The 24,284-nt window shown below is 38.5% G+C and carries 24 protein-coding genes; 19 read left to right on the top strand and 5 right to left on the bottom strand.

Features of this window, described 5'->3' with window-relative positions; all coding sequences use genetic code 11:
* The first annotated feature begins 5 nt into the window (after positions 1–5).
* Together dnaG and rpoD are read left to right on the top strand one after the other, a co-directional pair.
* The gene (dnaG, locus tag OZX58_RS04365) at positions 6–1,820 is read left to right on the top strand and encodes a DNA primase (RefSeq protein WP_277140427.1); all 1,815 of its coding nucleotides are present in this window, start codon (positions 6–8) and stop codon (positions 1,818–1,820) included.
* A complete protein-coding gene (gene rpoD / locus OZX58_RS04360; protein WP_277129602.1) occupies positions 1,820–2,941 on the top strand; it encodes an RNA polymerase sigma factor RpoD in 1,122 nt (373 codons plus the stop codon). Before dnaG ends, rpoD begins: the two co-directional genes overlap by 1 nt.
* A 47-nt stretch (positions 2,942–2,988) precedes the next feature.
* Here the strand turns inward: rpoD and OZX58_RS04355 are convergent, their stop codons facing one another.
* On the bottom strand, positions 2,989–3,429 hold the full coding sequence (locus OZX58_RS04355; RefSeq protein WP_277129603.1) for an 8-oxo-dGTP diphosphatase: 441 nt from the start codon (positions 3,427–3,429) through the stop codon (positions 2,989–2,991).
* Positions 3,430–3,622: 193 nt separating this feature from the next.
* On the opposite strand from OZX58_RS04355, the gene OZX58_RS04350 reads away from it, so the two are divergent.
* The 9 genes from OZX58_RS04350 to OZX58_RS04310 all read left to right on the top strand — a co-directional run bounded on the left by OZX58_RS04350 (position 3,623) and on the right by OZX58_RS04310 (position 10,814).
* Complete coding sequence (locus tag OZX58_RS04350; RefSeq protein WP_277141742.1) at positions 3,623–4,312, top strand: class I SAM-dependent methyltransferase; 690 nt, start codon at positions 3,623–3,625, stop codon at positions 4,310–4,312.
* Positions 4,299–5,096 (top strand): Nif3-like dinuclear metal center hexameric protein, encoded by a 798-nt coding sequence (locus tag OZX58_RS04345; protein WP_277140425.1) that lies wholly within the window; start codon positions 4,299–4,301, stop codon positions 5,094–5,096. The genes OZX58_RS04350 and OZX58_RS04345 overlap by 14 nt, the downstream gene beginning before the upstream one ends.
* 9 nt (positions 5,097–5,105) lie before the next feature.
* Positions 5,106–6,344, top strand: a complete 1,239-nt coding sequence (pepT, locus tag OZX58_RS04340) for a peptidase T (RefSeq protein WP_277140423.1) — start codon at positions 5,106–5,108, stop codon at positions 6,342–6,344.
* Between the two features lie 309 nt (positions 6,345–6,653).
* Positions 6,654–7,007 (top strand): GntR family transcriptional regulator, encoded by a 354-nt coding sequence (locus OZX58_RS04335; RefSeq protein WP_277140421.1) that lies wholly within the window; start codon positions 6,654–6,656, stop codon positions 7,005–7,007.
* Between the two features lie 11 nt (positions 7,008–7,018).
* On the top strand, positions 7,019–7,726 hold the full coding sequence (locus OZX58_RS04330; RefSeq protein ID WP_277140420.1) for an ABC transporter ATP-binding protein: 708 nt from the start codon (positions 7,019–7,021) through the stop codon (positions 7,724–7,726).
* Positions 7,726–8,556 (top strand): hypothetical protein, encoded by an 831-nt coding sequence (locus OZX58_RS04325; protein ID WP_277140419.1) that lies wholly within the window; start codon positions 7,726–7,728, stop codon positions 8,554–8,556. Before OZX58_RS04330 ends, OZX58_RS04325 begins: the two co-directional genes overlap by 1 nt.
* 12 nt (positions 8,557–8,568) lie before the next feature.
* Positions 8,569–9,390, top strand: a complete 822-nt coding sequence (locus OZX58_RS04320; protein WP_277140418.1) for a hypothetical protein — start codon at positions 8,569–8,571, stop codon at positions 9,388–9,390.
* Positions 9,391–9,410: 20 nt separating this feature from the next.
* Positions 9,411–10,229: a hypothetical protein gene (locus OZX58_RS04315; RefSeq protein WP_277140417.1), complete on the top strand. Its 819-nt coding sequence runs from the start codon at positions 9,411–9,413 to the stop codon at positions 10,227–10,229.
* Positions 10,230–10,256: 27 nt separating this feature from the next.
* Entirely contained in the window at positions 10,257–10,814 is a 558-nt protein-coding gene (locus OZX58_RS04310) for a hypothetical protein (protein WP_277140416.1), read from the top strand.
* 803 nt (positions 10,815–11,617) lie between these two features.
* Here OZX58_RS04310 and OZX58_RS04305 read toward each other — a convergent pair.
* Both OZX58_RS04305 and lepB read right to left on the bottom strand, forming a co-directional pair.
* The gene (locus OZX58_RS04305) at positions 11,618–11,809 is read right to left on the bottom strand and encodes an LBP_cg2779 family protein (protein ID WP_277129613.1); all 192 of its coding nucleotides are present in this window, start codon (positions 11,807–11,809) and stop codon (positions 11,618–11,620) included.
* A 62-nt stretch (positions 11,810–11,871) separates the two neighbouring features.
* Positions 11,872–12,444 carry a signal peptidase I gene (gene lepB / locus OZX58_RS04300; RefSeq protein ID WP_277140415.1) on the bottom strand — a complete coding sequence of 191 codons (573 nt, stop codon included), beginning with the start codon at positions 12,442–12,444 and terminating at the stop codon, positions 11,872–11,874.
* Between the two features lie 82 nt (positions 12,445–12,526).
* Between lepB and OZX58_RS04295 the strand changes: the two genes are divergently transcribed.
* From OZX58_RS04295 to OZX58_RS04260, 8 genes are all read left to right on the top strand, one after another.
* Positions 12,527–13,279, top strand: coding sequence for an SAM-dependent methyltransferase (locus OZX58_RS04295; RefSeq protein WP_277140414.1), 753 nt, complete (start codon positions 12,527–12,529; stop codon positions 13,277–13,279).
* Positions 13,269–14,234, top strand: a complete 966-nt coding sequence (locus tag OZX58_RS04290) for a hypothetical protein (protein WP_277140413.1) — start codon at positions 13,269–13,271, stop codon at positions 14,232–14,234. The genes OZX58_RS04295 and OZX58_RS04290 overlap by 11 nt, the downstream gene beginning before the upstream one ends.
* Positions 14,227–15,612, top strand: coding sequence for an RsmB/NOP family class I SAM-dependent RNA methyltransferase (locus OZX58_RS04285; RefSeq protein ID WP_277140412.1), 1,386 nt, complete (start codon positions 14,227–14,229; stop codon positions 15,610–15,612). Before OZX58_RS04290 ends, OZX58_RS04285 begins: the two co-directional genes overlap by 8 nt.
* Positions 15,613–15,617: 5 nt before the next feature.
* Positions 15,618–16,394 (top strand): HAD family hydrolase, encoded by a 777-nt coding sequence (locus OZX58_RS04280; protein ID WP_277140410.1) that lies wholly within the window; start codon positions 15,618–15,620, stop codon positions 16,392–16,394.
* Between the two features lie 29 nt (positions 16,395–16,423).
* Entirely contained in the window at positions 16,424–17,161 is a 738-nt protein-coding gene (locus OZX58_RS04275) for an NADPH-dependent oxidoreductase (RefSeq protein WP_277140409.1), read from the top strand.
* A gap of 228 nt (positions 17,162–17,389) precedes the next feature.
* Complete coding sequence (locus OZX58_RS04270) at positions 17,390–18,511, top strand: NAD(P)-dependent alcohol dehydrogenase (RefSeq protein ID WP_277140408.1); 1,122 nt, start codon at positions 17,390–17,392, stop codon at positions 18,509–18,511.
* 15 nt (positions 18,512–18,526) lie between these two features.
* Positions 18,527–20,179, top strand: a complete 1,653-nt coding sequence (locus OZX58_RS04265; protein ID WP_277140407.1) for an FAD-dependent oxidoreductase — start codon at positions 18,527–18,529, stop codon at positions 20,177–20,179.
* Positions 20,180–20,201: 22 nt separating this feature from the next.
* Positions 20,202–22,019, top strand: a complete 1,818-nt coding sequence (locus OZX58_RS04260) for an FAD-binding protein (protein WP_277140406.1) — start codon at positions 20,202–20,204, stop codon at positions 22,017–22,019.
* A gap of 133 nt (positions 22,020–22,152) precedes the next feature.
* Here the strand turns inward: OZX58_RS04260 and fni are convergent, their stop codons facing one another.
* Positions 22,153–23,169, bottom strand: coding sequence for a type 2 isopentenyl-diphosphate Delta-isomerase (gene fni / locus OZX58_RS04255; RefSeq protein ID WP_277140404.1), 1,017 nt, complete (start codon positions 23,167–23,169; stop codon positions 22,153–22,155).
* A gap of 8 nt (positions 23,170–23,177) precedes the next feature.
* Positions 23,178–24,260 carry a phosphomevalonate kinase gene (locus OZX58_RS04250; protein WP_277140403.1) on the bottom strand — a complete coding sequence of 361 codons (1,083 nt, stop codon included), beginning with the start codon at positions 24,258–24,260 and terminating at the stop codon, positions 23,178–23,180.
* Between the last annotated feature and the right edge of the window lie 24 nt (positions 24,261–24,284).

Here is a 24,284-nt window from a genome sequence, read left to right as displayed (position 1 = left end):
TATGAATGGCTGGTTTGATTCCAGAAGAAACAATTGCCAAGGTGCGCAATAATGTTAACATTGTCAATGTAATCAGCCAGTATGTCTCACTTGAAAAGAAAGGCAAAGACTATATTGGTCTTTGCCCTTTTCATGAAGAAAAAACGCCATCGTTTACCGTTAATGAAGAGAAGCAGTTTTTTAAATGTTTTGGCTGCGGCAAGGGTGGCAATGTCTTTAAGTTCTTGATGGAGAAGGATAATTTAACTTTTCCCGAAAGTGTGCGCAAGGTTGCTGATTTTGCCCATATTGATATTGGTGAAACAGGACAAAGCAGTCAAACTAGTAACCCACTAATTAAAATGCACCAAGATGCTTGCGACTTTTATCAGCGGGTGTTGACTTCAACTAACGCTGGTAAGCGGGGGCTAGAATATGCGCAATCGCGAGAACTTGACGATGAAATTATTGCTCACTTCAAGATTGGTTACGCGCCAAAGCAAAACAATTTATTGTTAACGTACCTAAGAGGACATGGTTATTCAAATGATGAGTTGGCCGCTAGTGGTTTGTTTGTACAAACCCAAGATGGTGAGCTCTTTGACCGTTTTCGTGATCGGTTGATGTTTCCGCTAAGTAACGAGAGTGATTACGTTATTGGCTTTTCCGGCAGACGTTTGTCGACGGATAAGACAGAAGCGAAATATATTAATAGTCCAGAGACGCCAATTTTCACCAAATCTAAGTTATTGTTTCACTTTGCGGAAGCTAAAAAAGCAGCTCGTGAAGAAGGTCATTTAGTCTTATATGAAGGCTACATGGATGTAATTGCGGCATACAAGGCGGGCATTAAGTCTGGCATTGCCTCAATGGGAACAAGTCTGACGGACCAGCAGGTCTATATGCTGCGGCGAATTACAAAAAATATTGTCATCAATTATGATGGGGATGATCCTGGTGTTCATGCCGAAGAGCGAGCTGCTAAAATGTTCGATAAGGCTGGCGGGTTTAATATTGGGATTGTCGTTTTACCAGAAAAATTGGATCCCGATGAATATGTTAAAAAATACGGTGCTGCTAAATATCGCGATGAAATTAAGGGTGCATTAACGCCGACTGACTTTTTCTTAAAACGCTTAGCACAAAAGTATAATTTGGCTAATGACCGCGAAAAAATCGCTTATCTTAACGATGCCGTCAAGGAAATTGCTGAACTGTCTAATCCTGTTGAGCAAGACCTATATTTGGAGCGGATTGCGCAGGCGCAGAATGTCTCTAAGGATTCACTTAAGGTCAACCTGCTAAGGCAGCGCCGGATTAATAATGCAGCCCAACGACATAAAAATAGTGGTGGTCCAGTTGGTCCTATTTTGGAGGATGACTCGACACCAATTATTGAAGCCGAACAAACTACCAAAATTGATCCGATTCAAACCAGATTATTGTATTTATTTATGCATTCAGAACATGCTCGTGATTTTTTACTTGAAAATAATTTTTTATTTCCAGATGAAAAATATGCAGATTTGGCTGAATTATGGTTAAAATTTAGTGAAGAACATGAAAATCCAACAATAAATAGTTTCTTAGATTTTATTCCTGACGAACTTCAAGGTATAATAGTAAGTACTGAAATGACAGATATGCCCCAGGATTTTTCTGACCGCGAGCTTGAAGAGCAGATGGCTGCACTTGAGATGCGTAAAATTAATGCCCAACTGAAAGATTTAGAAAATCAGTTGCAGGATGCCAAACGCAAAACAGACACAAATGAAATTATTGCCATTACTCAGAAAATTTTGCAGTTAAAGAGGATTCAGGGTCAAAGGGGGGCCTTTTAGTGGTAGAAAAGAAAAACACTAACCAAGAAGAAGAACTATCATTAGACAAGGTAGTTAAAAAAATTGTCAAAGAAGTTAAAAAAGACAAGGCAATTACCGAAGAAGAATTTACTAAGCAGTTAATTAAGCCGTATAAACTGCAGGGTAAGGCAGTCGATCAATTGGTACAAGAGTTCGAGGACAACGGTATCAGTATCGTTGATGAAAAGGGCGAACCTTCAAAATTAGCCTTGAAAAAGCAAAAAGATGTTGAAAAGGCTGAATTGAAAGACATGTCTGCACCATCAAGTGTGCGCATGAACGACCCGGTTCGGATGTATCTGAAAGAAATTGGTCGGGTACCACTTCTTAATGCTGACCAAGAAATTTCTTTGGCTAAGAGAATTGAAAAGGGCGACGAAGAAGCTAAGCAAGAATTAGCAGAAGCTAACTTGCGGTTAGTTGTTTCCATTGCTAAACGTTATGTCGGCCGAGGAATGTCGTTTCTTGATTTAATTCAAGAAGGTAACATGGGCTTAATGAAGGCTGTTGACAAATTCGATTATAGCCTTGGATTTAAGTTTTCAACCTATGCAACTTGGTGGATTAGACAAGCAATTACGCGTGCGATTGCCGATCAAGCACGGACAATCAGAATCCCAGTTCACATGGTTGAAACCATTAACAAATTGATTCGGATTCAGCGGCAATTATTGCAAGACTTGGGTCGTGAACCAGTACCTGAAGAAATTGGTGCCGAAATGGACATGCCAACAAGTAAGGTGCGCGATATCTTGAAGATTGCACAGGAGCCGGTATCTCTTGAAACACCGATTGGTGAAGAAGACGATTCACACTTAGGTGACTTCATCAAGGATAAGGATGCCACTAGTCCTGAACAACATGCTTCTTACGAAATGCTCAAAGAGCAATTGGAAGAAGTCCTTGATACCTTGACTGACCGTGAAGAAAATGTTTTGCGGTTGCGGTTTGGTCTTGATGATGGCCGGACACGCACACTTGAGGAAGTTGGCAAAGTCTTTGGCGTTACCCGTGAACGGATTCGTCAGATTGAGGCTAAGGCTTTGCGCAAGTTGCGTCATCCTAGCCGTTCTAACCAATTACGTGACTTTTTAGATTAATAAAAAAGGATGATGAATATCAATACGATATCATCATCCTTTTTGGTTTAAAATAATTCGTCACGGTCACCGTCGAGCAAGTGCTCATAAGTTTGCTCATTAAAGTAAACTTGTAAATCCCGATCAAAGTTGTAGGCAAGTTGGTGGCTCATTAATTCATCCTTGGTCATCCAAGTTAGAGCACCTTCGTTTGAAGCTTTAACATTACCAGTAAAATTATTGGCGATATAAAACAATACAATGTAGCGGTCACTATTATCATCATAAAATTGCTTAATTCCAGCTAAACGCGGCTTAGTAATTGTTAAGTTTGTTTCTTCTTTAACTTCACGGACAACTGAATCGTGGAATGATTCGTGTGCCTCCACGTGACCGCCAGGGAAGGTTAGCCCAGGCCACGTGGGGTCATTGCGGTTTAAGACTAAAATCTTGTCGTCTTTAGTTATCATACACATATTGGTTAACGTAACACGTTCGGTTCGATCCATAATTACTCCTAATCCTGATTTTAATTTGAATTTCTCTACAATCTTACCACTTAACTAGCCTCCATAAAAATCGGCTCTTGGGCCATTATTAGACCAAAATAATAAATAGTCGGTAATTTTTATTTTACTGGCTCCAACTAATAATTTTATTATGTTAAAATTTGAGTGATACCTAGAGAGCAGAGGAATGAAAATGAATTTACGGTTAAATACTTTAGCGCAAATGGTCGATCGGGGAGCGCGGGTAGCTGACATTGGCACCGACCACGCGTACTTGCCGATTGCATTAGTCCAATCTGGCAAAATTGATTACGCAATTGCTAGTGATATTGCTCAAGGGCCACTGGATAATGCTCGAGATGACATTGCTCAGGCTGGCCTTGAAAAGCAAATTGACGTCCGTTTGGGCGCTGGTCTAGTGACTATTACGCATGAAGATAAGATTGATACAGTTGTAATTGCAGGCATGGGCGGCAAGTTAATGGTAGAGATTTTGACTGCTGCTTGGCAGAATGACTTTCAATTTAAAACGCTGGTGCTTGAGCCTAATGTTGGTGAGCCTGGCGTGCGTAAGTGGCTCGTAGACCATAATTATCAAGTTGTGGCAGAAGACTTGATTGAAGAAGCTGGTCATACTTATGAACTCATTAAGGCCATTCAGGTAGAAACACCAGTTAAGTTGAGCAAGGCGGAAATTTTCTTCGGCCCCTTAATTTTACAAACCAAGAACCCTGTTTTTTACCAAAAATGGCAGGGGCAACTTGCTTATCATCAAAAGCTATTAGTCAATTTAAACAAGGCAAAAAACAAGGATACAGAGCATATTAAACAAATTGAACAAGAAATTACAATGATTGAGGAGGAACTAAATGACCAAAGTTAAAGATATTGTTGCTCGTTTGCGGCAAGACTTTCCCGAAGAAATTGCTAGTCAGGGTGACCCAGTCGGACTACAGATTGGCTCGCTCGAGCAACCAGTTACCAAGGTACTGACTACACTTGACGTGCGGCCGCAAGTTGTTACTGAGGCAATTAATCAAGGAGCTAATTTGATTATTAGCCACCATCCGTTAATGTTTCACCCAGCACGGAATTTAGACTTTGCGGATCCACAAAATGCCATGTACGGTCAGATTATTGCACATGGCATTACTGTTTATTCAATTCATACTAATTCTGATAAGGCGCAAAATGGTTCCAGTGATTGGCAGGCAGCAGAACTGGGATTAACTGATGTTGAACCGTTCTGCTTGGACGATGATGGGATTGCCATTGGCCGCAAAGGCAAACTGCCGCAAGCAATGACTGCTTATAATTTTGCTTATTATGTCAAGCAAAAAATGAATATCAAAATGGCACGGCTAATTACTGCTGATAACCAGCAGCTGATTTCTACAGTTGGCTTTATTTGTGGTGATGGCGGTAAATACTGGCACCAAGCAGTTGATGAAGGGCTAGATGCCTTTATTACAGGCGACGTTTATTATCATACTGGCCACGATATGATTTCTGCAGGGTTAACGGTAGTTGATCCGGGGCATTATACTGAAAAATTATTTAAGTATCGGGTCTTTGACTTGCTGCAAAAATGGAATACTGAGCTAAATTGGCAAGTACAAGTTGCCGTTTCTCAGGTTTCTACTAATCCGTTTCAAGATTTAATTTAAGGAGTAAAAATGGAATATCCAAATTTGTTACCACGATTTTTAAAGTATGTACAGGTTAATTCACGCTCTGATGAGCATTCAACTCGTTTTCCATCAACGAAAAGAGAAGAAGATTTTCAAAAGCAGGTAATTATGAAGGACCTGCAGGAATTGGGATTAAGTGACGTTCATTATAACCAAAAGTCTGGCTGTGTAATCGCTGAAATTCCAGCTAATATTACTAAGGATGTACCTGTCATGGGCTTTTTGGCTCACAGTGATACCGCAGACTTTAATTCGGAAAACGTCAAGCCGCAAATCCATGAAAATTATGATGGTCATTCCAAAATTCAATTGGGTGACTCCGAATTTTATTTGGACCCAGAAGTTTTTCCGCATTTAAAAAATTATCAAGGACAAACAATTATTACTGCTTCCGGTGATACGTTGCTTGGCGGTGATGATAAGTGTGGTGTCTCTGAATTAGTGACTTTTGCGGAATATTTGCTTGCTCATCCGGAAATTAAGCACGGCAAGATTCGGCTTGCCTTTACGCCTGATGAAGAAATCGGTACGGGAGCCGAACACTTTGATGTTCCTGAATTTGGTGCTGATTTTGCCTTTACTGTCGACGGTGAAGCTCCCGGCAAGCTCGACTGGGGAACTTTTTCTGCAGCTCAATTTAGCCTTGATATTCAAGGAGTTAATGTGCACCCAGCTGTTGCCAAAGGACAAATGATTAACGCTGTTCAAGTTGGAATTAATTTCCAAAATCAATTGCCACAAGATGAAGTACCAGAAGAAACAGATGGTAAGCAAGGGTTTTATCATTTAATGAACTTTACGGGTACTGTTGATAATGCTCATTTGGATTATATTATCCGTGACTTTGAGCGTGATGGTCTTGAAAAGCGCAAGGATTTGGTTAAGTCAATTGTCGCTAAGATGAACGATGAATTTGGCGCTGAGCGGATTAAGCTCAAGATGTGGGATCAATATTATAACATGGCCGATGAACTGGCTAAACACATGGATATTGTTAATTTGGCCCGTGAAGCTTACAAGGCAGAAGGACTTACAATTGATGAAGATCCTGTTCGTGGGGGTACAGACGGCTCGCAATTAACTTATATGGGTTTGCCATGCCCTAATCTTTTTGCCGGTGAAGAAAACATGCACGGCCGTTATGAATATGCCGTTTTGGAATCAATGTATAAGGCTGTTGACGTAATGGTTAAGATGGCAGAATTGAATGCCGCTAACCATTAGTAGTGGAACAAAATTCATAATAATTCAGTATTTTATTAAAATTATTTGAGGACAATAAAGTCTTGTGTTTCTAAGTAAAATAGCTTTTTGCTTAATTTAAAAAAGTTATGCACAAATAACTTAATAATTTTAAAAAGCCCATTTTTAAGCTGATATAACAACTTTAATGGACTTTTTAATTTGCACAAAAGCACAAAAACATTTTCGTGAAACATGGGAAGTAACTTAAAAAGATTGCACTCACACCTAAAATAGTTTACTATATAGGTGTGCTAGGAAAATAGTACAGTGAAAATGGAAGGTGACCTTTTGGAATTTAAAGATAATATTCCTATTTATCTGCAGATCAAGCAATATCTTTACCGAGAAATTGCCGTAGGTAAACTGCAAGCCGGAGAAAAGATCCCGTCAGTTCGGAACTTGGCATTGCAATTAACGGTTAATGTTAATACGGTGCAGCGTGCTCTGCAACAGATGAATGATGAAGGAATTCTATATACCAAGCGTGGTGAAGGTAATTTTGTGACAGAAGATACCGCTTTACTGACGCAAACTAAGCAAAATTTAATTAATAATGAGTTGGACAAGTTTGTTCAGAGTATGAATGCTTTAGGAGTAACCAACGATCAACTTAGTTCAATTCTAGCTAATTATTTGAAGTAAGGAGTTTTGTAATGAAAAATGTACTTGAAATCAAGGATGTAACTTATAAGAAGAATCAAAAATTGATTTTAAAAGATGTCAATTTAACTTTGCAACCCGGTAAAATCGTTGCTCTTCTTGGGGAAAACGGTGCTGGTAAAACTACGCTGATGCGGATTATCAGTGGCATGGCCAAAAATTACCGTGGCAGTGTGAAAATTGATGGCTTTGACAAGGACGCCGAGAAAAAAGCACATTTATCATTTACTGATGGTTTAACGGGCTTCAGTGATTCAACCAAAATTAAGGCGGTCGTTGACTTTTACGAAGTTGTCTACCAAGATTTTGACAAGGACGAATTTGAGCAATTGCGTAAGTTCATGAAGCTTGACCCTGAGATGCGCTTGAGTCAGTTGTCACGGGGAATGCGCGAAAAACTGGTAATTGCCCTGACTTTTGCTCGTAAGGCTGACTTATATTTGCTTGATGAGCCATTTGGTGGGATTGATGCAATGGCGCGTAAAAAGATTATTAATTCGATTATTCTTTGGAAGAATGACGACGCAACAATCTTGATTTCCGACCATTTTGTTAATGAAATTGCATCGCTGCTTGATGAAGTAGTCGTTATCAAGGACCAAACTATTTTTGCTCACAAATCAGCTGATGAAATTCGTAATAATCATGAGAGTATCGAGCAGTATTATGAAGGCCTTTACGATGGAGAAGAGGAAGATTAATGGCTGTTTTTGAACGTTTATTTACCGAATTATTCAAGCAAAAGTCTAAGAAAGCCCACTTAATGATTATGTTGCAGTTTGTATCTGCCTTAGTCACTACTATTTTTAATTATTTCGAAAGTACCGGCGAAATGAAATTCGTTTTGCAAAAAGAAAATGGCTTTTTAACATTTTTATTTGTGATCTTTTTCCTATTTAGCTTTTTGTTTTTGCCAATTTACTTAATTGTAACCAGCTTGCAGAATGAGCGGATTAATCATAGTCAGACTTGGCGCTTAGCTCCAATGAGTGACGACAACATTTATTTGGATAACATGTTAAGTTCATTTGTTAACTTTATCTACTTGGCTTTATTGCAGACACTTGGCTCAATATTCCTATTTGGGCTCAGTTACTTATTCAATAAGCAGACTAAGAATGGCTGGGATGAAATGCTTGCGGCAATCAGAAAAGGTAATCAAAGTCGGGCAACGCTTACTGACCTACTTGGTATTGTCTTGATTGCAATTTTGCTTGGATTATTAGTTTACTTAGTTATCAGCTTTTTAAACTTTACTAGTCAGGCAATTGTCGATTTTTTGCCGGCAGTTTCAAGTAAATTTATCGTTACAATCATTCGCTTAATTTTGATTATTGCGATTATGTGGCTGTTAACCAGAGTTTACCTATTTGTTAAGCCGATTGTGGCTTCGCCGTTAAGCTATTTACTCGGTGAAAAAGAGTTAGAACTTTGGCCAGCAGTAGGATTATTCACCATCATCGATGTAGTTTTAGCAGCCGTTAACATGTTTTTAATTAGTAAGTTCTTTGAAGCAAAGCAAAATAAGTAGAGCAGCAGAAAAATGACAGTTTTTAATCATCTATTTAAAGAATTATTTAAGCAAAAGAATCGCAATGCTAATGCAGTAGTTATTATTCAGTTGATTTCTGCGTTAGCGATAACAATCATTAGTTTTGTGGCAGAAGGCAGGTATGAGGCTGAATATTGGAAAATGGTGCTGCCAATGTTCACTTTCTTATTTGCAGTAACTAGCATTATTGCCTTGCCAATTTATTTGGTTGTTACTTGTTATAAAAATGAGCACGTTAATCGCAGTCAAACTTGGCGTTTAGCACCAATAAGTGATGAAATGTTTTATCTGGATAACACGTTAAGTTCATTTATTTCGGTTATTTATCTGCTGATTATTCAAAATATAATTATTGCGATTTTAACTGGGATTAGTTTTGTGCTGTTTAATGAAAATCTTAATGATGCCTTTAAAGGCTTGATGAATGGCTTTTCTGGTGCTAACTATAATGTAGCTTTCGGCAACGTATTACAGGTTATCTGTTTAACTATTCTGATTAGTCTGTTTACATATCTAATTGTTAGCTTCTTGAATTTTTCTACTCGTGCAATCGTTGATTATTTACCTGGAATGTCAAGCAAAGCCGCAGTTACCATACTTAGACTAGTATTGATTATTGTTATCGCTAAGTTATTAGAGAAGATTTTTGAATTATTTAGCAACGTAATCTTATCACCGACAAACTTTTTATTTGGTGATATTAATATTACTTTAAACGGAATTATTTTTCTCTTTTTGGTAATTGATATTGGATTATTGTTGGCCAATATGCTTTTAATTAACAAGTTTTTCGAGGCCGAACAGAATAAGTAACTGAAGTAGGAGGCACTGCAATGATAAGTTTCAGACAGTTATTTGGAGAATTATTTAAAAATAAGAGCAAAAAGTTGTTGCAAGTCATTGCCATCCAATTAGTTGCTGCCATGATTTTGGCGGGAGTAATGACTTTTAAGGCAATTGCAACGCCAGGTAATCCTTATATGAATATGATTCGCAGCTTTTTGTTAAATTTAGCAAGGATTGTTACGTGGACTGGGTTCATAGCCGTCTTGGGCAGCCTCTTTGCGACTATCTCTGACGTAGAAAAAATCAACCATAGTCAAACTTGGCGGCTGGTTCCAGCTACCGAAAATACCATTTATTTGAGCAACATTACCAGTTCACTTGTTTCATTTGTGATTTTAGTCCTGCTAGAGTTTCTTTGCGGAATTGGGCCGATGCTATTGCACTATTCAATTAGCGGGCAGTGGTCAATGGTAATGGATTTCTTTAATGATATGGCGAAGATTGGCTGGTTCAAGTGGTGCCAAATTGTAGTGGTATTACTTTTAATAACTTTAGCTGTTTACCTTACCGTTAGCTTTTTAAATTTCAGCAGTCAGACGATTGTTGACTTTTTGCCAAACTTTTCAGGAAAATTAGGATTAAAGGTTACTAGGTTCATTATCTTTTTGTTAGTTTACTGGCTGAGTGTTGGTGCTGCTAATATTGTTTTACCAATTTTAAAATTGCCGTTCCAATTAATGTTTCTGGGTGCCGCAAAGCTTCAATTACTAGGCGGAATTACTGCCTTGGTAATCTTTAATTTATTTGTTGGGGCAATCGATCTGTTCTTAATCAATAAAACATTTGAGGCAAAGGCTAATAAATAGTTGCTGCAGTAGCAAGAAGGCGTAAAAATGACTAATTGTACTAAGTTATTTGATGTAATACTCAAGCAAAAGAGAAAATCAATCTACTTACTATTTGGAATTCAGTTATTGGCAGCATTGGTAATTGCTGTTGGCAATTGGTTTAGCCATAATGGAATGCAGGTTTATTTTTACCATTTAGCGATGACTGACTTTTTACCACAGTGGGGGATTTTTACGATTGCTTTGAGTTTTTTGTGCCAGTTAATTTTGGCCACAATAATTATCTTTCAAATGCAGCAGAATTGTACTAGCCAAACTTGGCGGTTAATTCCTGTTAGTGACACTAATTTTTATTTAGTTAATCTACTAAGTGCACTCGTTAGCATGATTTATCTGGCAGTTTTGCAATTACTTGGTTTAATTTGTATTTTTGGTCTTTCTTTTATGACCAGCAGCAGTTTTCATAATGACTTTTTGCAAGAATTTCGTCAAGCCAGCCAAATTATTAGCTGGAATGGAGATGCTGCTACTAGACTTGTTGAACTAATTGGACTAGTTCTATTGCTGGTGATTGTTAGTCTTTTGGTAATTAAATTAATTTAATTTGTTTCTGCTGGCAAATTATTAGCGCGGCTTTTAATGGCAAGTCCAATGGCGTAATATTAATGCTACTCTGGCTGTTATTTTTATCTGGCATTTATCGGCCACTGCTGACAACGCTAAATTTTTTGCCCAAAGCATTGAATTACCCGCTAAATTTTATTGCTGGTCAATATTTGACTAGTGTGCATAGTACAGTTAGCTTTTTACTGCTAATAGGTATCCTGCTTCTAGCAATTAATCTTTACTTAATTAATAAAGTTGTTGAAGCAAAAGCTAATAATTGATATTAAAAAAGTGCTCCTAACACAATTAGGAGCACTTTTTGCATGTAATTTTATTTTCAAAAAATTGCAAAAGCATCTTTTATTATATATTTGAATATGTATAATATGATTGTTAGCTGAAATAGCTAACAATTTATAAGCGGGAAGTGAATTCCATGACTCGAAAAGAGTACCGCAAGCAAAAGAAAAAAGCTCTCAACTAGTTTACTTTCAAAAAGTTAAGCATCATTGTAAGCTTTGTTTCTAATCTTGTTAACTTGATTCGGCTATTTATTCATTGAACCGTTAAATAACCGACAAGGGGACGGGCTAATGCTTGTCCCTTTGTCTTAAGTATAGCAAAACTCAAGGAGTTTTCAAATGAAAAAATCTGAGGAAACATTTTTAATCGTTTCTGTTGTATCCATAATTTGCAATGTCATAAGTTGGATTAGATAGGAACATGACTGACTGTAAAACACGTTTAGCGCAATAAAAGACCTTCAAGGATTAACTTGAAGGTCTTTTATTAAGTTAGACTTAATGGCTAGCTGCCATGTAATCGTAAAGCTGATTAATTTCTTCAGGAGTGAATTCACCCTCGCCAGTTTTCATTGCATGAATTTTTTCAACTGATAAGTGGCTGGCAAAAGCTAAATCAGTATCCGTGACGTGATGTTGTACTTGATAATCAATAATCGCATCGGATAGTTCTTCTAATTGATGATTCATAATTATCCTCCTTTACAATTTCATTTTAACGAAAAATCCGTTAAATTCAAAGAGAAACTATATTAAAATCCTTGAATTTTGTTAAATGGCCAGTAACGAAAGACAACTTTGCTAACCAGGGCACTTCTTTTAACAGGACCAAAGATGTGTGAATCTTTGGAAATGTCGCGGTGATCGCCCATGACCCAGTAGTAACCCTTAGGAACTGTATAAGTGAAATTGTTTGTGTAGGTTTGTCCGGCGTCGTTGTCAGCCTTTTTAAGACTATTATCTAAATATGGTTCTTTAAATAACTTGCCATTGATGTACATTTTGTCATTTTTGGAAACTAATTTATCACCAGGTAGACCAATAACCCGTTTGATGTAAAGAGCGCCCGGGACATCTTGTGCGGCTTTAGGTGCTTTTAAAACAACAACATCATTGCGCTTAGGTTCAAAGTGCCGCACAGATATCAAACGGTCATTATTTTCAAACGTTGGCTGCATTGACGGACCAGATACACTATCGTTTGACAGAGCATAGGTGAAGACCAGCCAAAAGATACCTAAAATGACAACCATCATTACTACAACGTCAAGGATAAATTTCCCTAAACTTTCTTCTTCGTTTTGTTTATTTCCTTTTTTTGCCATAAAACTTCTCCTTTGTTTATTATCTTTTATTATAACTGAAATCTGTCTGTTTGAATGGTAAAATCAATAGAGGGATTGAAGTATGACAAATTTTTTAGACAAAATTAACCAATTAAACAGGCAAATTAAGCATCCAGCAGTCAATCAGCAGGTTGCAGAAATTAACCAAATTATCAATAAGTTAGACCAGCACCAAGTGTTAGAAACGGCTCCTGCCAAATTAGGCTTGTTGCCCGATGAAGTTGAAGCAGTTTTGCAGCAAGTGGGGCAGGAGCAGGACGCAAATCTCAAAGTATTAAACCAATTACTGAACAGCTTGCGGCAATTTTTATCAATTAGGTATGGTCTCTGGTCATTGCCCAATCTAACAACGGCGCGCTTAATTAAAGAACAATTGCATGTGACAACTGCACTAGAAATTATGGCAGGTAACGCATACTGGTCAAAGGCTTTGGCCGAGGTGCAAATCAAGACAATTGCGACTGATTCTTTAGAATGGTCTAAGACTTCGGCAACGGGAAGTAAACCAGCCTTTGATGTAGTAGACTTAGATGCAGCACAAGCAATCAAGCAGTTTGCAAATGTTGATTTGGTTATTTGCTCATGGGCACCTAACTTTACTGAGAGTGACTTATTGGCAGTTGCAGCATGGAAAAAGTATAATCCTAAGAGCCACCTTCTCTTTGTCGGCGAAAAAAACGGTGCAACTAATTCGCCTGCTTTTTGGCAAACAATGAACCTGCACCATTCACCACAACTGAGAAAGATTAACCAATCGTTTCAAAGTTACGACTTTATTAATGAACAAATATTTGAGATAGAACATGAAATTTAAAAAATTCGGATTAATTATAGTTTTTTTCTTGGCACTGTTAGGAATTGGCAGCATGCTATCTAACGTACAGTCACGTGAGGCCAACCAGTTGCTGGAAGCCTATGGCTTAAGCAATAGTACGCGCTACATTGATATTAATAGCCAGCAAAAAGTCAGCACTTTTTTACGATACTTAACTAAAAAATACCCCAAGAACAAAATTCAGGTGCATCTTGATCATCAAGATAAAGATCACCAGACGTTAATTTGGGCTAACCACACGATTATCAGTTTGCCAACTGAATCAGGGCGCTACTTTTCAGCGGATGACTTTAAGGGGCAAGTTTCTTTTGCCGTGCTGGGACTAAATGCCAAGGTTAAAACGTTAAAAACACAAGGCAACCAGTATGTTGTCCTGCACCATAGGTACTATTCGGTAATTGGAACGTTCAAGCACTATCGCCAAATGAAACAAGACGGCTATTACTTGTCGACTGGTCCTAAGCAGCCAACAGGCCAATTTAAGCTAAACAATTACCAAATTATTATTGACGCTTCAGATAAGGTTATTCATAAAATTGCGGCACATTATGGCGGCAAGGTCAGAACGCCATTATTTGTAAAAAGACATCAAATCCACCGTTTTTCAGTTATTCGGGAGATTTTACTGATTGCTCTTTTCGGTTTGATTGCGGCGATTTGTAATCTGCTGCTTGCCTTAATTGATTGGCAAACAGTCAAACAGACGAGCCTTACCGGTAATTTATTACGTAATTGGCTGATTAACCGCGGTATCAGACTAATTTTAACTGAATTATTAGCCACCGTAGGTGCCTACTTCTTTTTATGTTGGCGAGCATTTTATTCTAAACCCGATCATCTGTTATGGCTACTAGCACTCAGCTGGTTTGTCATCATTTGGGCTTATATTCTTAATATTTTTTACCTATCACGAAAGGAACGGCGTCGTGCTTAACTTACCCGCAGAATTTACACTTAAATATCAAAAGTTACTTGGCAAAGAGCAAGCAGCCATCATGTTTGAAGCAATGGCACAGCCAAGTAAGAAGGCCTTTCGCCTTAACCCACTGAAGTTTTCGCAAAAAGTTTCATATAATTGTGAAGAGCCCGTGCCTGAGATTGAGAATGCTTATTATGGCCAAGTTGCCGGCAATGATCCAGAGTGGGTCAGCGGCACGGTATACTCGCAGGATCCGTCAGCAATGTTCCCAGCTAGTCTCATGGCAGTTAAGCCAGGCGACAAGGTGCTCGACCTATGTGCTGCTCCAGGTGGAAAAAGCACTGCTTTAGGGGAGCAGTTGGCCGGCTCAGGTTTATTAGTTGCTAACGAAATTTCAGCGACGCGGGCTAAGATTTTGCGGGAAAATATTGAGCGCTGGGGTATCACCAATTGCTTAATTACCAGTGAGGATCCAGCAGATTTGGCACCACAATTCCCGCAGTTTTTTGACAAAATCTTAGTTGATGCCCCGTGCAGCGGCGAAGGCATGTTTCGTAAGAATCCGGATGCGGTTAATTATTGGTCACAGGATTATGTGCTGGTTTGTCAAAAGCGCCAACAAGAAATTTTGACCCAAGCCGTTAAGATGCTTAAGCCGGGTGGGGAGTTAGTTTATTCGACTTGTACCTACGCTCCAGAAGAAGATGAACAGATTGTCAGCTGGTTAATGACAGAATTTGGCTTTTCCGTAGAGGCGACGAATTTACATTCTGCTAAGATAAGTCACGGTCGACCTGAATGGGGCGATAATCAGCCAGCCTTGAAGGAGACCCTTCGCTTTTGGCCGCAGGACGATTTAGGTGAAGGGCAGTTTGCAGCCAAGCTAAAATTACCTGGTAGTATTGAACAGCGTCCAGTTAAAGAAAAAAAGCATAAAAAGCACCGCTCGAAATTACTTTTAACAAAAGAACAGACTGAACTAGCAGCTTCAGTTTTGGCTGAATTTGATTTGCCACAAGCATTATTAAACTGGCGTGAGGAAGTGCGCGTTAGCCAAGATCATGTTTTTATTCCTGCACTCAAAACTTCTAACCTGCACCTCAAGATAATTAATAATGGACTTGAATTAGGCGTATTAAAGAAGAACCGTTTTGAGCCGGGACACCAATTAGCAATGGCACTAAGCCAAGTTAAGCAGGAACGGATAGTTGATTTAAATGACGATGACTATGTAGCTTATTTACACGGCGAAACAGTGCGGGTAAAAACGGACTTACGCGGCTTTGTCTTGGTTAGCGCGCACCAGTTAATTTTTAGTTTTGGCAAGGTTACCGGCAACGGTGTCCTCAAGAATTTTTATCCTAAGGGTTTACGAACACTCAAGAAAGGTTAATTAAAATGATTAAGTTAATTGCAACAGATATGGATGGTACTTGGCTGACTGATGCCAAGACCTATGACGTCGACCTGTTTTTGCGCGAATTTAAGATTATGCAGGAACGTGATATTAAATTTGTAGTTGCGAGTGGTAATCAGTATGAAAATCTAGTAACTCGCTTTCCTGAAGTAGCGAATCAAATTTATTTTGTCGCTGAAAATGGGGCACTGGTTGCTAAAGGTAAGCAAGTAATTCATACCGATAGCTTATCTGATAGTGATTTGCGGACAATTTTGCAGATTACGCACCAATATAAAGAAAAAGCCGTTGTTTCTGGATTGCTCAGTGCATACGTACTAGATCCTGAATCGATTGAAGAATTGCGCAAGTACTATCACAAAATTACCCTAGTAAAAGACTTTGAGCACTTAGACGATCAGGTCTTTAAAGTTACTTTTGATGTCGCTGAAGCCAAAATGCCACAAATGTTAGCCGAACTGAAACGCAATTATCCTAATCTGGGCTTTGTTTCCGGTTCTGCCGGTTCGATTGACATGTCAACTAAAGGTATGAATAAAGCTGTCGGCTTACAGTATTTAAGTAAGAAACTCGGGATTAATCCGCGTGAGATGATTGCGTTTGGTGACAGTGGCAACGATGTTGGCATGCTTAAATATGTTGGTCGTGGTTACGCGACTGGCACAGCTTTGCCAAGTGCTAAAAGTGCCGCAGACCGAATTATTGGTTCCAGTAATGACAGTGCTGTCCAAAAAGAAATTTGGCACCTATTGAATTAACTTAACATTTTAAGAAGGAATTAAGAATAGTGAATGATTTTATTCAAAAAATGACACAACATGTATCCGTCCGTTCATTTGTCGATGAAGCTTTGCCAGCTGCAACTAAACAAGAGCTACTCAAGGCTGCTAATAGTGCATCATCGTCGAATTTTGTCCAGGCATTTTCAATCATTGAAATTACGGACGAGCAAAAACGCCAACGATTAGGTGAAATTGCCAATTGTCCAGAATATGTGGTGCACAGTGGTGCCTTTTACGTTTTCGTTGCGGATTTGTACCGGCAAAAGTGTCTTTTAGAACAAGCCAAGCTATCACTGGCAGGCATTAAAAATATGGAAGCACTGTTAGTCAGTGTAGTTGATGCAACGATTGCAGCACAGAATATGGCAGTTGCAGCTGAAGGACTTGATTTGGGAATTTGTTATATCGGGGGGATTCGGAATGATTTGGAACAAGTCAGTGAAATCCTAGAATTACCAGAGTTTACTGTGCCTATTTTAGGGATGACAATCGGCGTTCCGACTAAGAAGAATGAGGTCAAGCCGCGAATGGCACTCGAGCAAAAAGTTGCCCAAAATATCTACGACAAAACAAAGTTCACTGATTTAAGTAATTATCAGCAGGTGACTGCTGAATATTATGCTGCTCGGAATAGTAACCAGCAGCAAACCGACTGGCTGCAGAAGAATATTGATTTCTTTAGCGAGGTAAGAAGGCCTGATGTGGGGGCATTTTTGCAAAAACAAGGTTTTGAATTGAAATAGAAAAAGAACAAGCAAATATGCTTGTTCTTTTTTAATGTCATAATTTAGGTCATTTGCATTACACTTAACAGACATTGAAAAAATGCCTGTTTTATTGTGCTAAATAAAAAAATATTTCGATAAAAATTAATTTTATGTAAAATCTTATTCAATTGTAAGCGCTTATGTGATAAAGTAAACTTGTTAATACTTATTAAATATAGTTTTAGTTTAGAAGAGGCATGTATTATGCAAATTAAAGCGGCTGTTTTAAATGAGCAAACAAAAGATTTAGATTTAGAAAATGTTGTTTTAGATGATCCCAAGAGTAATGAAGTCTTAATTAAGACCGTTGCATCAGGAATTTGTCATAGTGATATTGAATTTCAAGATGGTGGCTTTCCAATCCAATTACCAGTGATTTTGGGACATGAAGGTGCGGGAATTGTTGAAAAAGTAGGACCTAATGTGACCGCTTTTAAGAAGGGCGATCATGTTGCGGTCGGCTTTGCATCAGACGGTACATGTAAGTTTTGCCGTAGTGGCTTGCCCGGATCATGTGTTAACTTTAACAAGCTTAACACTAGTGGTGGTGCAATGGGCGATGGCACCTATCGTTTACACAAGCAGGATGGGCAGGATATTGGTAATTTCTTTGGTCAATCCTCATTTGGCGATCATATAGTAGCTAACGTTAACAATTTAGTTAAAGTTCCCGATGACTTGGACTTAAGAATTGCTGGCCCTCTCGGTTGTGGCTATATGACTGGTGCGGGAACAGTATTGAATTCCTTAAAGCCAGAAGTTGGTTCTAACTTAGCAGTACTAGGGACAGGCTCAGTAGGATTATCAGCCGTAATGGGTGCGGCTGTTTCTAATTGTAAGCACGTAATTGCAATTGACAAGAACGACATGCGCTTAGAAATGGCTAAGGAATTTGGTGCAACAGAGACAATCAACAATACTAAAGAGAATATGATTGAAGAAATTCAAAAAATAGTTGGCTCTGAAGGATTGAATTATGTAATTGATACCACTGGTGAACCTGATGTTATGAAGGCAGGCTTGACCGCTTTAACAATTAAGGGACAATTTGCAGTGGTGGCAATGGGAACCAAGACAATTAAAGAACTTAGTCCAATGATTGATATTCTATCGTTTTCAAAGAGCATTACCGGTGTTATTGAGGGAGACTCTGTCCCGCAAGAATTTATTCCGGAAATGATTGATTTGTACCGTTCAGGTAAATTTCCAATTGATAAGATTGTTAAGTTTTATAAGCCAGAAGAAATTAACCAAGCAATTAAAGATTCAGTTGCAGGTACTACAATTAAACCAATTATTGTTTTTGATGACCAATATCAAGCATAGAAACAGGAGATTATAATGATCAAAGACGGAACATATCAAGGAAGTGCCCAGGGGCATAATGCTAATATCGAAGTAACAGTTTCTGTAAAGAATAGCCAAATATCAGCAATCAAAGTGACTGATCATCAAGAAACAGCACTGCTTTCAGATAATGCGCTAAAATTAATTCCTGAAAAAATTGTTGCTAATCAGTCAACTGCAGTTGATGCAATAACTGGTGCAACTTTTACTTCAAACGGTATTTTAAATGCGACTAGAGCTGCTTTAACTGATGCCGGAGCAGAAACAACTGATTATTCTACTCCAGAAAAAATCACTAAGAAAGAACATGAAATTAATACAGATGTAGTCGTTTTGGGTTCAGGACTGGCAGGATTAAATGCGGCCATCACAGCTAAAGAAAAGGGAGCAGATGTTGTTTTAATTGAAAAGACGGGACGCTTGGGCGGTAATTCCGTTGTTTCAGGCGGCTTCATGTACGCTACTGGTAGTAAATTTAATAAGGAACAAGATAATGATCCTGAAAATTTACTGCAGTTTTATGAGGACTTCGCGCAAAAAGATGGTGGCGAAATCGATCATGATTTAGTTAAAACAATAGCTGATAATTCAGGAGCTGCGGTTGATTATTATGCTGATAAATATGGTGTGGAATTTTCAGCAATGCCGCTAGGAATTTCTAAGAAGCCACGGACACATATCAATTTTAAGCTAGGACCTGTAGCAATTATGGCACCACTTCTTAAACGCATCGAAGAATTGCAGATACCTGTCTTATACGATCAAAGTTCTGAAGAAATTAAAACTGACAATCAACAAATCACAGGTGTAGTTACTGTAGGTAAATATGATGATTATAATATTACATGCAAGTCTGTAGTAATTGCAGTTGGCGGTTTTGATGGTTCGAGAAAAACTCGTGATAAATATGCACCAAGTGCTAAGGGTACTCGTTCAATGTCAACACCATACAATGATGCTGATTATCTTAAGCTTACCGAAAATTTACACGCTGCTTCAGAATTTAAAGACGGTGTAATGGGAATCATGACTGCTAATTATCTATCAGTTGGTGGTGCAGCTAATTCATTAGTTGTCTTAGGCAGAACATTAGCAGTAAATAATTTGGGCAAGCGTTTCACTAAAGAAGGACAACATTATTCTTTAATGTATAATGATGCTCTTAAATCTGATGGCAACAGGTTTTTCTGGATATTTGATAAAGATAATGAATCCTATAAGGTAGCTGCTAACTTGCCGGAAGCAAAAAAATGTACTTCACTGGACGATGTTGCTCAAGTAGTTGGTTGTGATAAGCAAGTGATTAAAGAGACAGTCTCTCGCTATAATTCCTTTGCTGGTAAAGAAGATTCGGATTTTGGTAGAGATGATATTAAGCCGATTGCCCAAGAAGGACCATATTACGTAATCGAAGGCTACCCAACAACTGTTGCTGGGTTTGGCGGTCTAAAGATTAATACAAATGCTCAAGTATTGGATGTTTCTAATAAGCCAATTGCTGGAGTTTATGCAGCTGGTGAATCTGCTACTGGACAAATTTTTGTTCATACTTATCCTTCAACGGGAACAATGCTTACTACTTGTACTGTGTTCGGCAGAATTGCTGGTAATAATGCGGCAAGTTATGCTAAAAATACGGCACTTTAATAAGTAATTGAGGTAAAAAATAATGATTGTAAATAAAAATACATATTACGATGCCAGCTATGATGTAGTTGTTTTAGGCTTTGGTGGTGCCGGTGCGACTGCTGCTCGGTTTGCTGCAGATAGTGGTGCAAAGGTTTTAATTGTTGATTCAGCTCCAGAAGGTCATGAAGGCGGCAATACTAGATATGCAGCTGAACTAGTTGGTTATAGCAGCAATGAAGCTGATTATCGTAATTATTATGAGCATTTAGCACAACACTTTGAAATTGATCCCGAAATTGAAAATACAGTTGTGCATGGAATTACTCACATGAAAGAATATTTCCAAAAATATTTGGGTGTTGCTAATCCCGTTAGTTATAAGACGATTTTAGGACTTCCTGAAGATGCTGTAATTGCGGATCATCCTGATCTTCCGGGTGCTAAGAGCTATGACATGATTACCTTGAAGCCGGGGATTTTTAATGCTTCATTATGGAATGCTTTAAGACAAAATGTTTTAGATCGCAGCGATCAGATTGACGTATGGTATTCGTCACCTGTGAAGCACTTATTGCAATTGCCAAATAAAAAAGTAGTTGGTGCGCAAATTGAGCGCGATCATGTTTTGCTAAACATTTATGCTAAAAATGGTGTTGTATTGGCAACAGGTGGGATCGAAAATAATCCGCAAAAGATTCAAGATTATATCGGCTCGAATAAACTAGTTCCTTTGGGAACACTGTATAACAAAGGTAAGGGAATTGACCTCGCCCACGAAGTTGGAGCAGATATGTGGCATATGTCAATGTATGCCGGTGGAGGAATGCAACAATCATTTGCATTTTACGAACTAGGTATGAAACGTGCACCATTTTACATGGGCAACCCAATTTTCTTTACTGGTAGTATCTTTACTGTGGGTGATGATGGTACGCGTTACTTTAAAGAAGATCAAGCAGCACGTGAAGGTTATATTGAAAACCATGGGTCATGGTATAAGCCGTTGAATCCAATTCACCCATACTTTGTCTTTGACCAAAAGCAATATGACCAGATTAGCAAGATTGATACATTCCCTGATAATAAGGCGCTTAATTCAGTTGTGAAAGGTGATACTGTCTCTGAATTGGCAGATAAAATGGGGGTAACTTTTGAAAAATTACAGCAGACAATTGATGAGTTTAATCTATTTGCGGAAAAGCAATATGATTATGCTTTCCATCGCGCCCCAGAAACCTTGACTGCATTTGATAAGACAGGTCCATATTATGCAGTGCCACTTGTTCAAACAATTGGCTGGTCAGAAGCTGGTCCAAGAAGAAATGCGCGAGCAGAAATTCTTGATCCTGAACATAAGCCAATTCCACATTTATATGGTGCAGGTGAATTAGGCAGCAACATGTCTAACTTATACCAAGGTGGTTCTGACCTTGGTGACTGCTTGATCTTTGGCAAAATTGCAGGTCAAAATGCGGCTCATCCCAAGGATGATAATGGTAATTGTGATGGAATTTGTGTTGCTGATAAATTAAATAAGCCACGAACACCTAAATCATTAATTTCTGATATAAAAAAGGAAGATTACCCAACAGGACCTAACCAATATATTGGCAAATCCATACAAGGTATGGGGGACGAGATTGTTGTCAGAGTGACTGTCGACAAGGAAAAGAATTTAAAGAATGTTGAAGTTTTGAAACAAGCAGAATCCGATGATTACGGCTTAAAGGCAATCAAAGAATTACCACAAAAAATGGTTCAAGAAAATTCTGTGGATGTTGATGCAGTTTCGGGTGCCTCTAATACAAGCCGCGGTTTAAAAGACGCCGTCAAAGATGCACTAAATAAAGCTAAATAGAAAAAAAGAAGTTCTAATTTAGAACTTCTTTTTTATGCCCAATTACTAATCTAAAAAGGACTAGCCTTCAATAAAATATTGGAAGCTAGTCCTAAATTTAATAATCTGTCATAATTTTGATTATGTAAAGTATTTAACTTAACTGCATAATCAAGTCTTGCAAGGGCAGGTCAAAATATTGCTTAATACTTGTTAAGTTAGTCAAATCTTTTTGACCATAAATTGCTAATAGACCAGCTAATTCATGCTGCCAATTCTGAATCATTTGCAACAAAAATTCCGGTGAATTTTGTTCCATTGCTTGTAAAAAGACATTAGAAATACCGACATATTGACCGCCTAGGCATAATCCCTTGAATACATCGAGAGGATTGCGGACACCACCAGAAACAATTAGGTTAACTTCTTCTTTTTGAGCCATCATTGCCGCGATAACTGTTGGCAAACCTAAATCTTCTAAATAAGAGAGGTCATTCTGGTTACGAGCATTTTCAATTTGGGCAAAATTGGTGCCGCCGCTGCCGGCAACGTCAAACCATTCAAAGCCTTCATTTTTCAATAACCGAATGGTTGCTTGGTCAAGGCCGAAGCCAACTTCTTTAATAATAATTGGAACGGTAATTTCTTGGCGCAGATTTTTAAGATTATCTAACCAGTGAAAGTCACGTTCACCTTCAGGCATGGCGATTTCCTGAACCGTATTTAAATGGATTTGCAAAGCATCAGCTTGCAATTCGTCAACGATTTTTTGTGCATCTTTTGGAGCCGTCTTAGCATTGACATTAGCAATAATCACGCCATCAGGATTGGCCTCACGGGCAACCAAAAAACTATCAAGCTGTGCGTGCTCTTTGACTAAGATACTAGCAGAACCTAAAGCCAGCCCCATCTTAGTTTGATTAGCAATCTTGCCGAGTTCTTTATTAATTGTCAGTGACTTAGGTGAACCACCAGTCATTGCGTTAATGAAGAAGGGAGCATTGATTTCTTTACCAAACATTGTTGTTTTAATTGCAGCTAAGTCAACTTTGGTTTCAGGTAATGCCGGCCGCAATAAATGCAGCTGGTCAAAACTATTGGCTTTTTCGGATTGAAAAAAAGTTTGTGCTAAAACTAAATGTTCTTCTTTACGTTTAGATCTGATTGACATTTTTTCTCCTATTGGGCAAGTTTAACTTGGTGCACGTGAAAGTTGAGGGGTTGAATTCCGTTTTCCTGCCACTGACTTTCTAAGGCAGCGACATTGGTTGCTCCGTCTGCAATTACAATGCCGCAGTCACCGTTACCAGCGCCAGAAGTCTTAGCTGCACCGCCAAAGCTCTCTGCAATATTGATTAACTTAGACAGGCGCGGAATTTCAATTGCAATTTGGTTAATTTGGGCAAAATGCTGCAATAAACCACGATTGACCCGGATTTGTTTTTTAATCAATTCAATATTTTTTTGTTCAAATCCGGTAATCATTTTTAACACACATTCGCGTGATGCCCGCAAAAATTCTTGATATTTACCATTTAAAGCAGCACGATTCGCGTTAGTTTCATCAACTAGCCGTGATGTCGAAGCCGGCTTTTGGCTCCAGCCAATCATTAGGTGCATCCCTTCCGGTGGCGTTAATAATTGGATTTTCAATCCCGGCCACGCCTCGTTAACGATTTCTGATAATGTCTTGCTGGTTAATTCACTAGTCAGCCACGACTTATCAAAGGTTTGGTAAGCCAGCCAGCCGCCATAAACACTGGCAGCAATATCACCAGCAGACCCATTACCCTGAACTGAATAGTGAGAGATGGCGGACAATTTATAAACTAATTCATTGCTAAAAGGTACATTATAAAAGTGCAGAATCGCCTTAACAGTTGCGACTGTTACCGCCGCACTGGAGCCCAAACCATACTTTTTGCCATCAGCTGAATCTAAATCTGAATTAACGTACAAGTCATAGACTTCCATGGTAACGTTTTGTTCAATACAATAACGTTCCGTATATGAAATTGCTGCTAGGATATATTCAAAGGGATTATCACGGTTATCAATTACCATTTTGGTACCTTTACGTACCCAGTGAATCGAATCCTGTGAATATTGCTTAGAATGGATTAAGCCCGTTGTTGATTTACTTTTAGTAATTGAAACCCGAATAAACTGGTTAACCGCAACTAAGATTGCCGGGCAATCTTGTTCTAAGACGGCATATTCACCAGCAATATATAATTTCCCGGGTGCTTGCTCTGTGATCAATTAATTAATCTCCTAATCAATTAA

This window comes from Lactobacillus sp. ESL0680, from assembly GCF_029392855.1.
Classification (GTDB): Bacteria; Bacillota; Bacilli; order Lactobacillales; family Lactobacillaceae; genus Lactobacillus.
The sequence above is the reverse complement of the archived record's forward strand: the minus strand, read 5'-3'. Positions and strand labels throughout refer to the sequence as shown.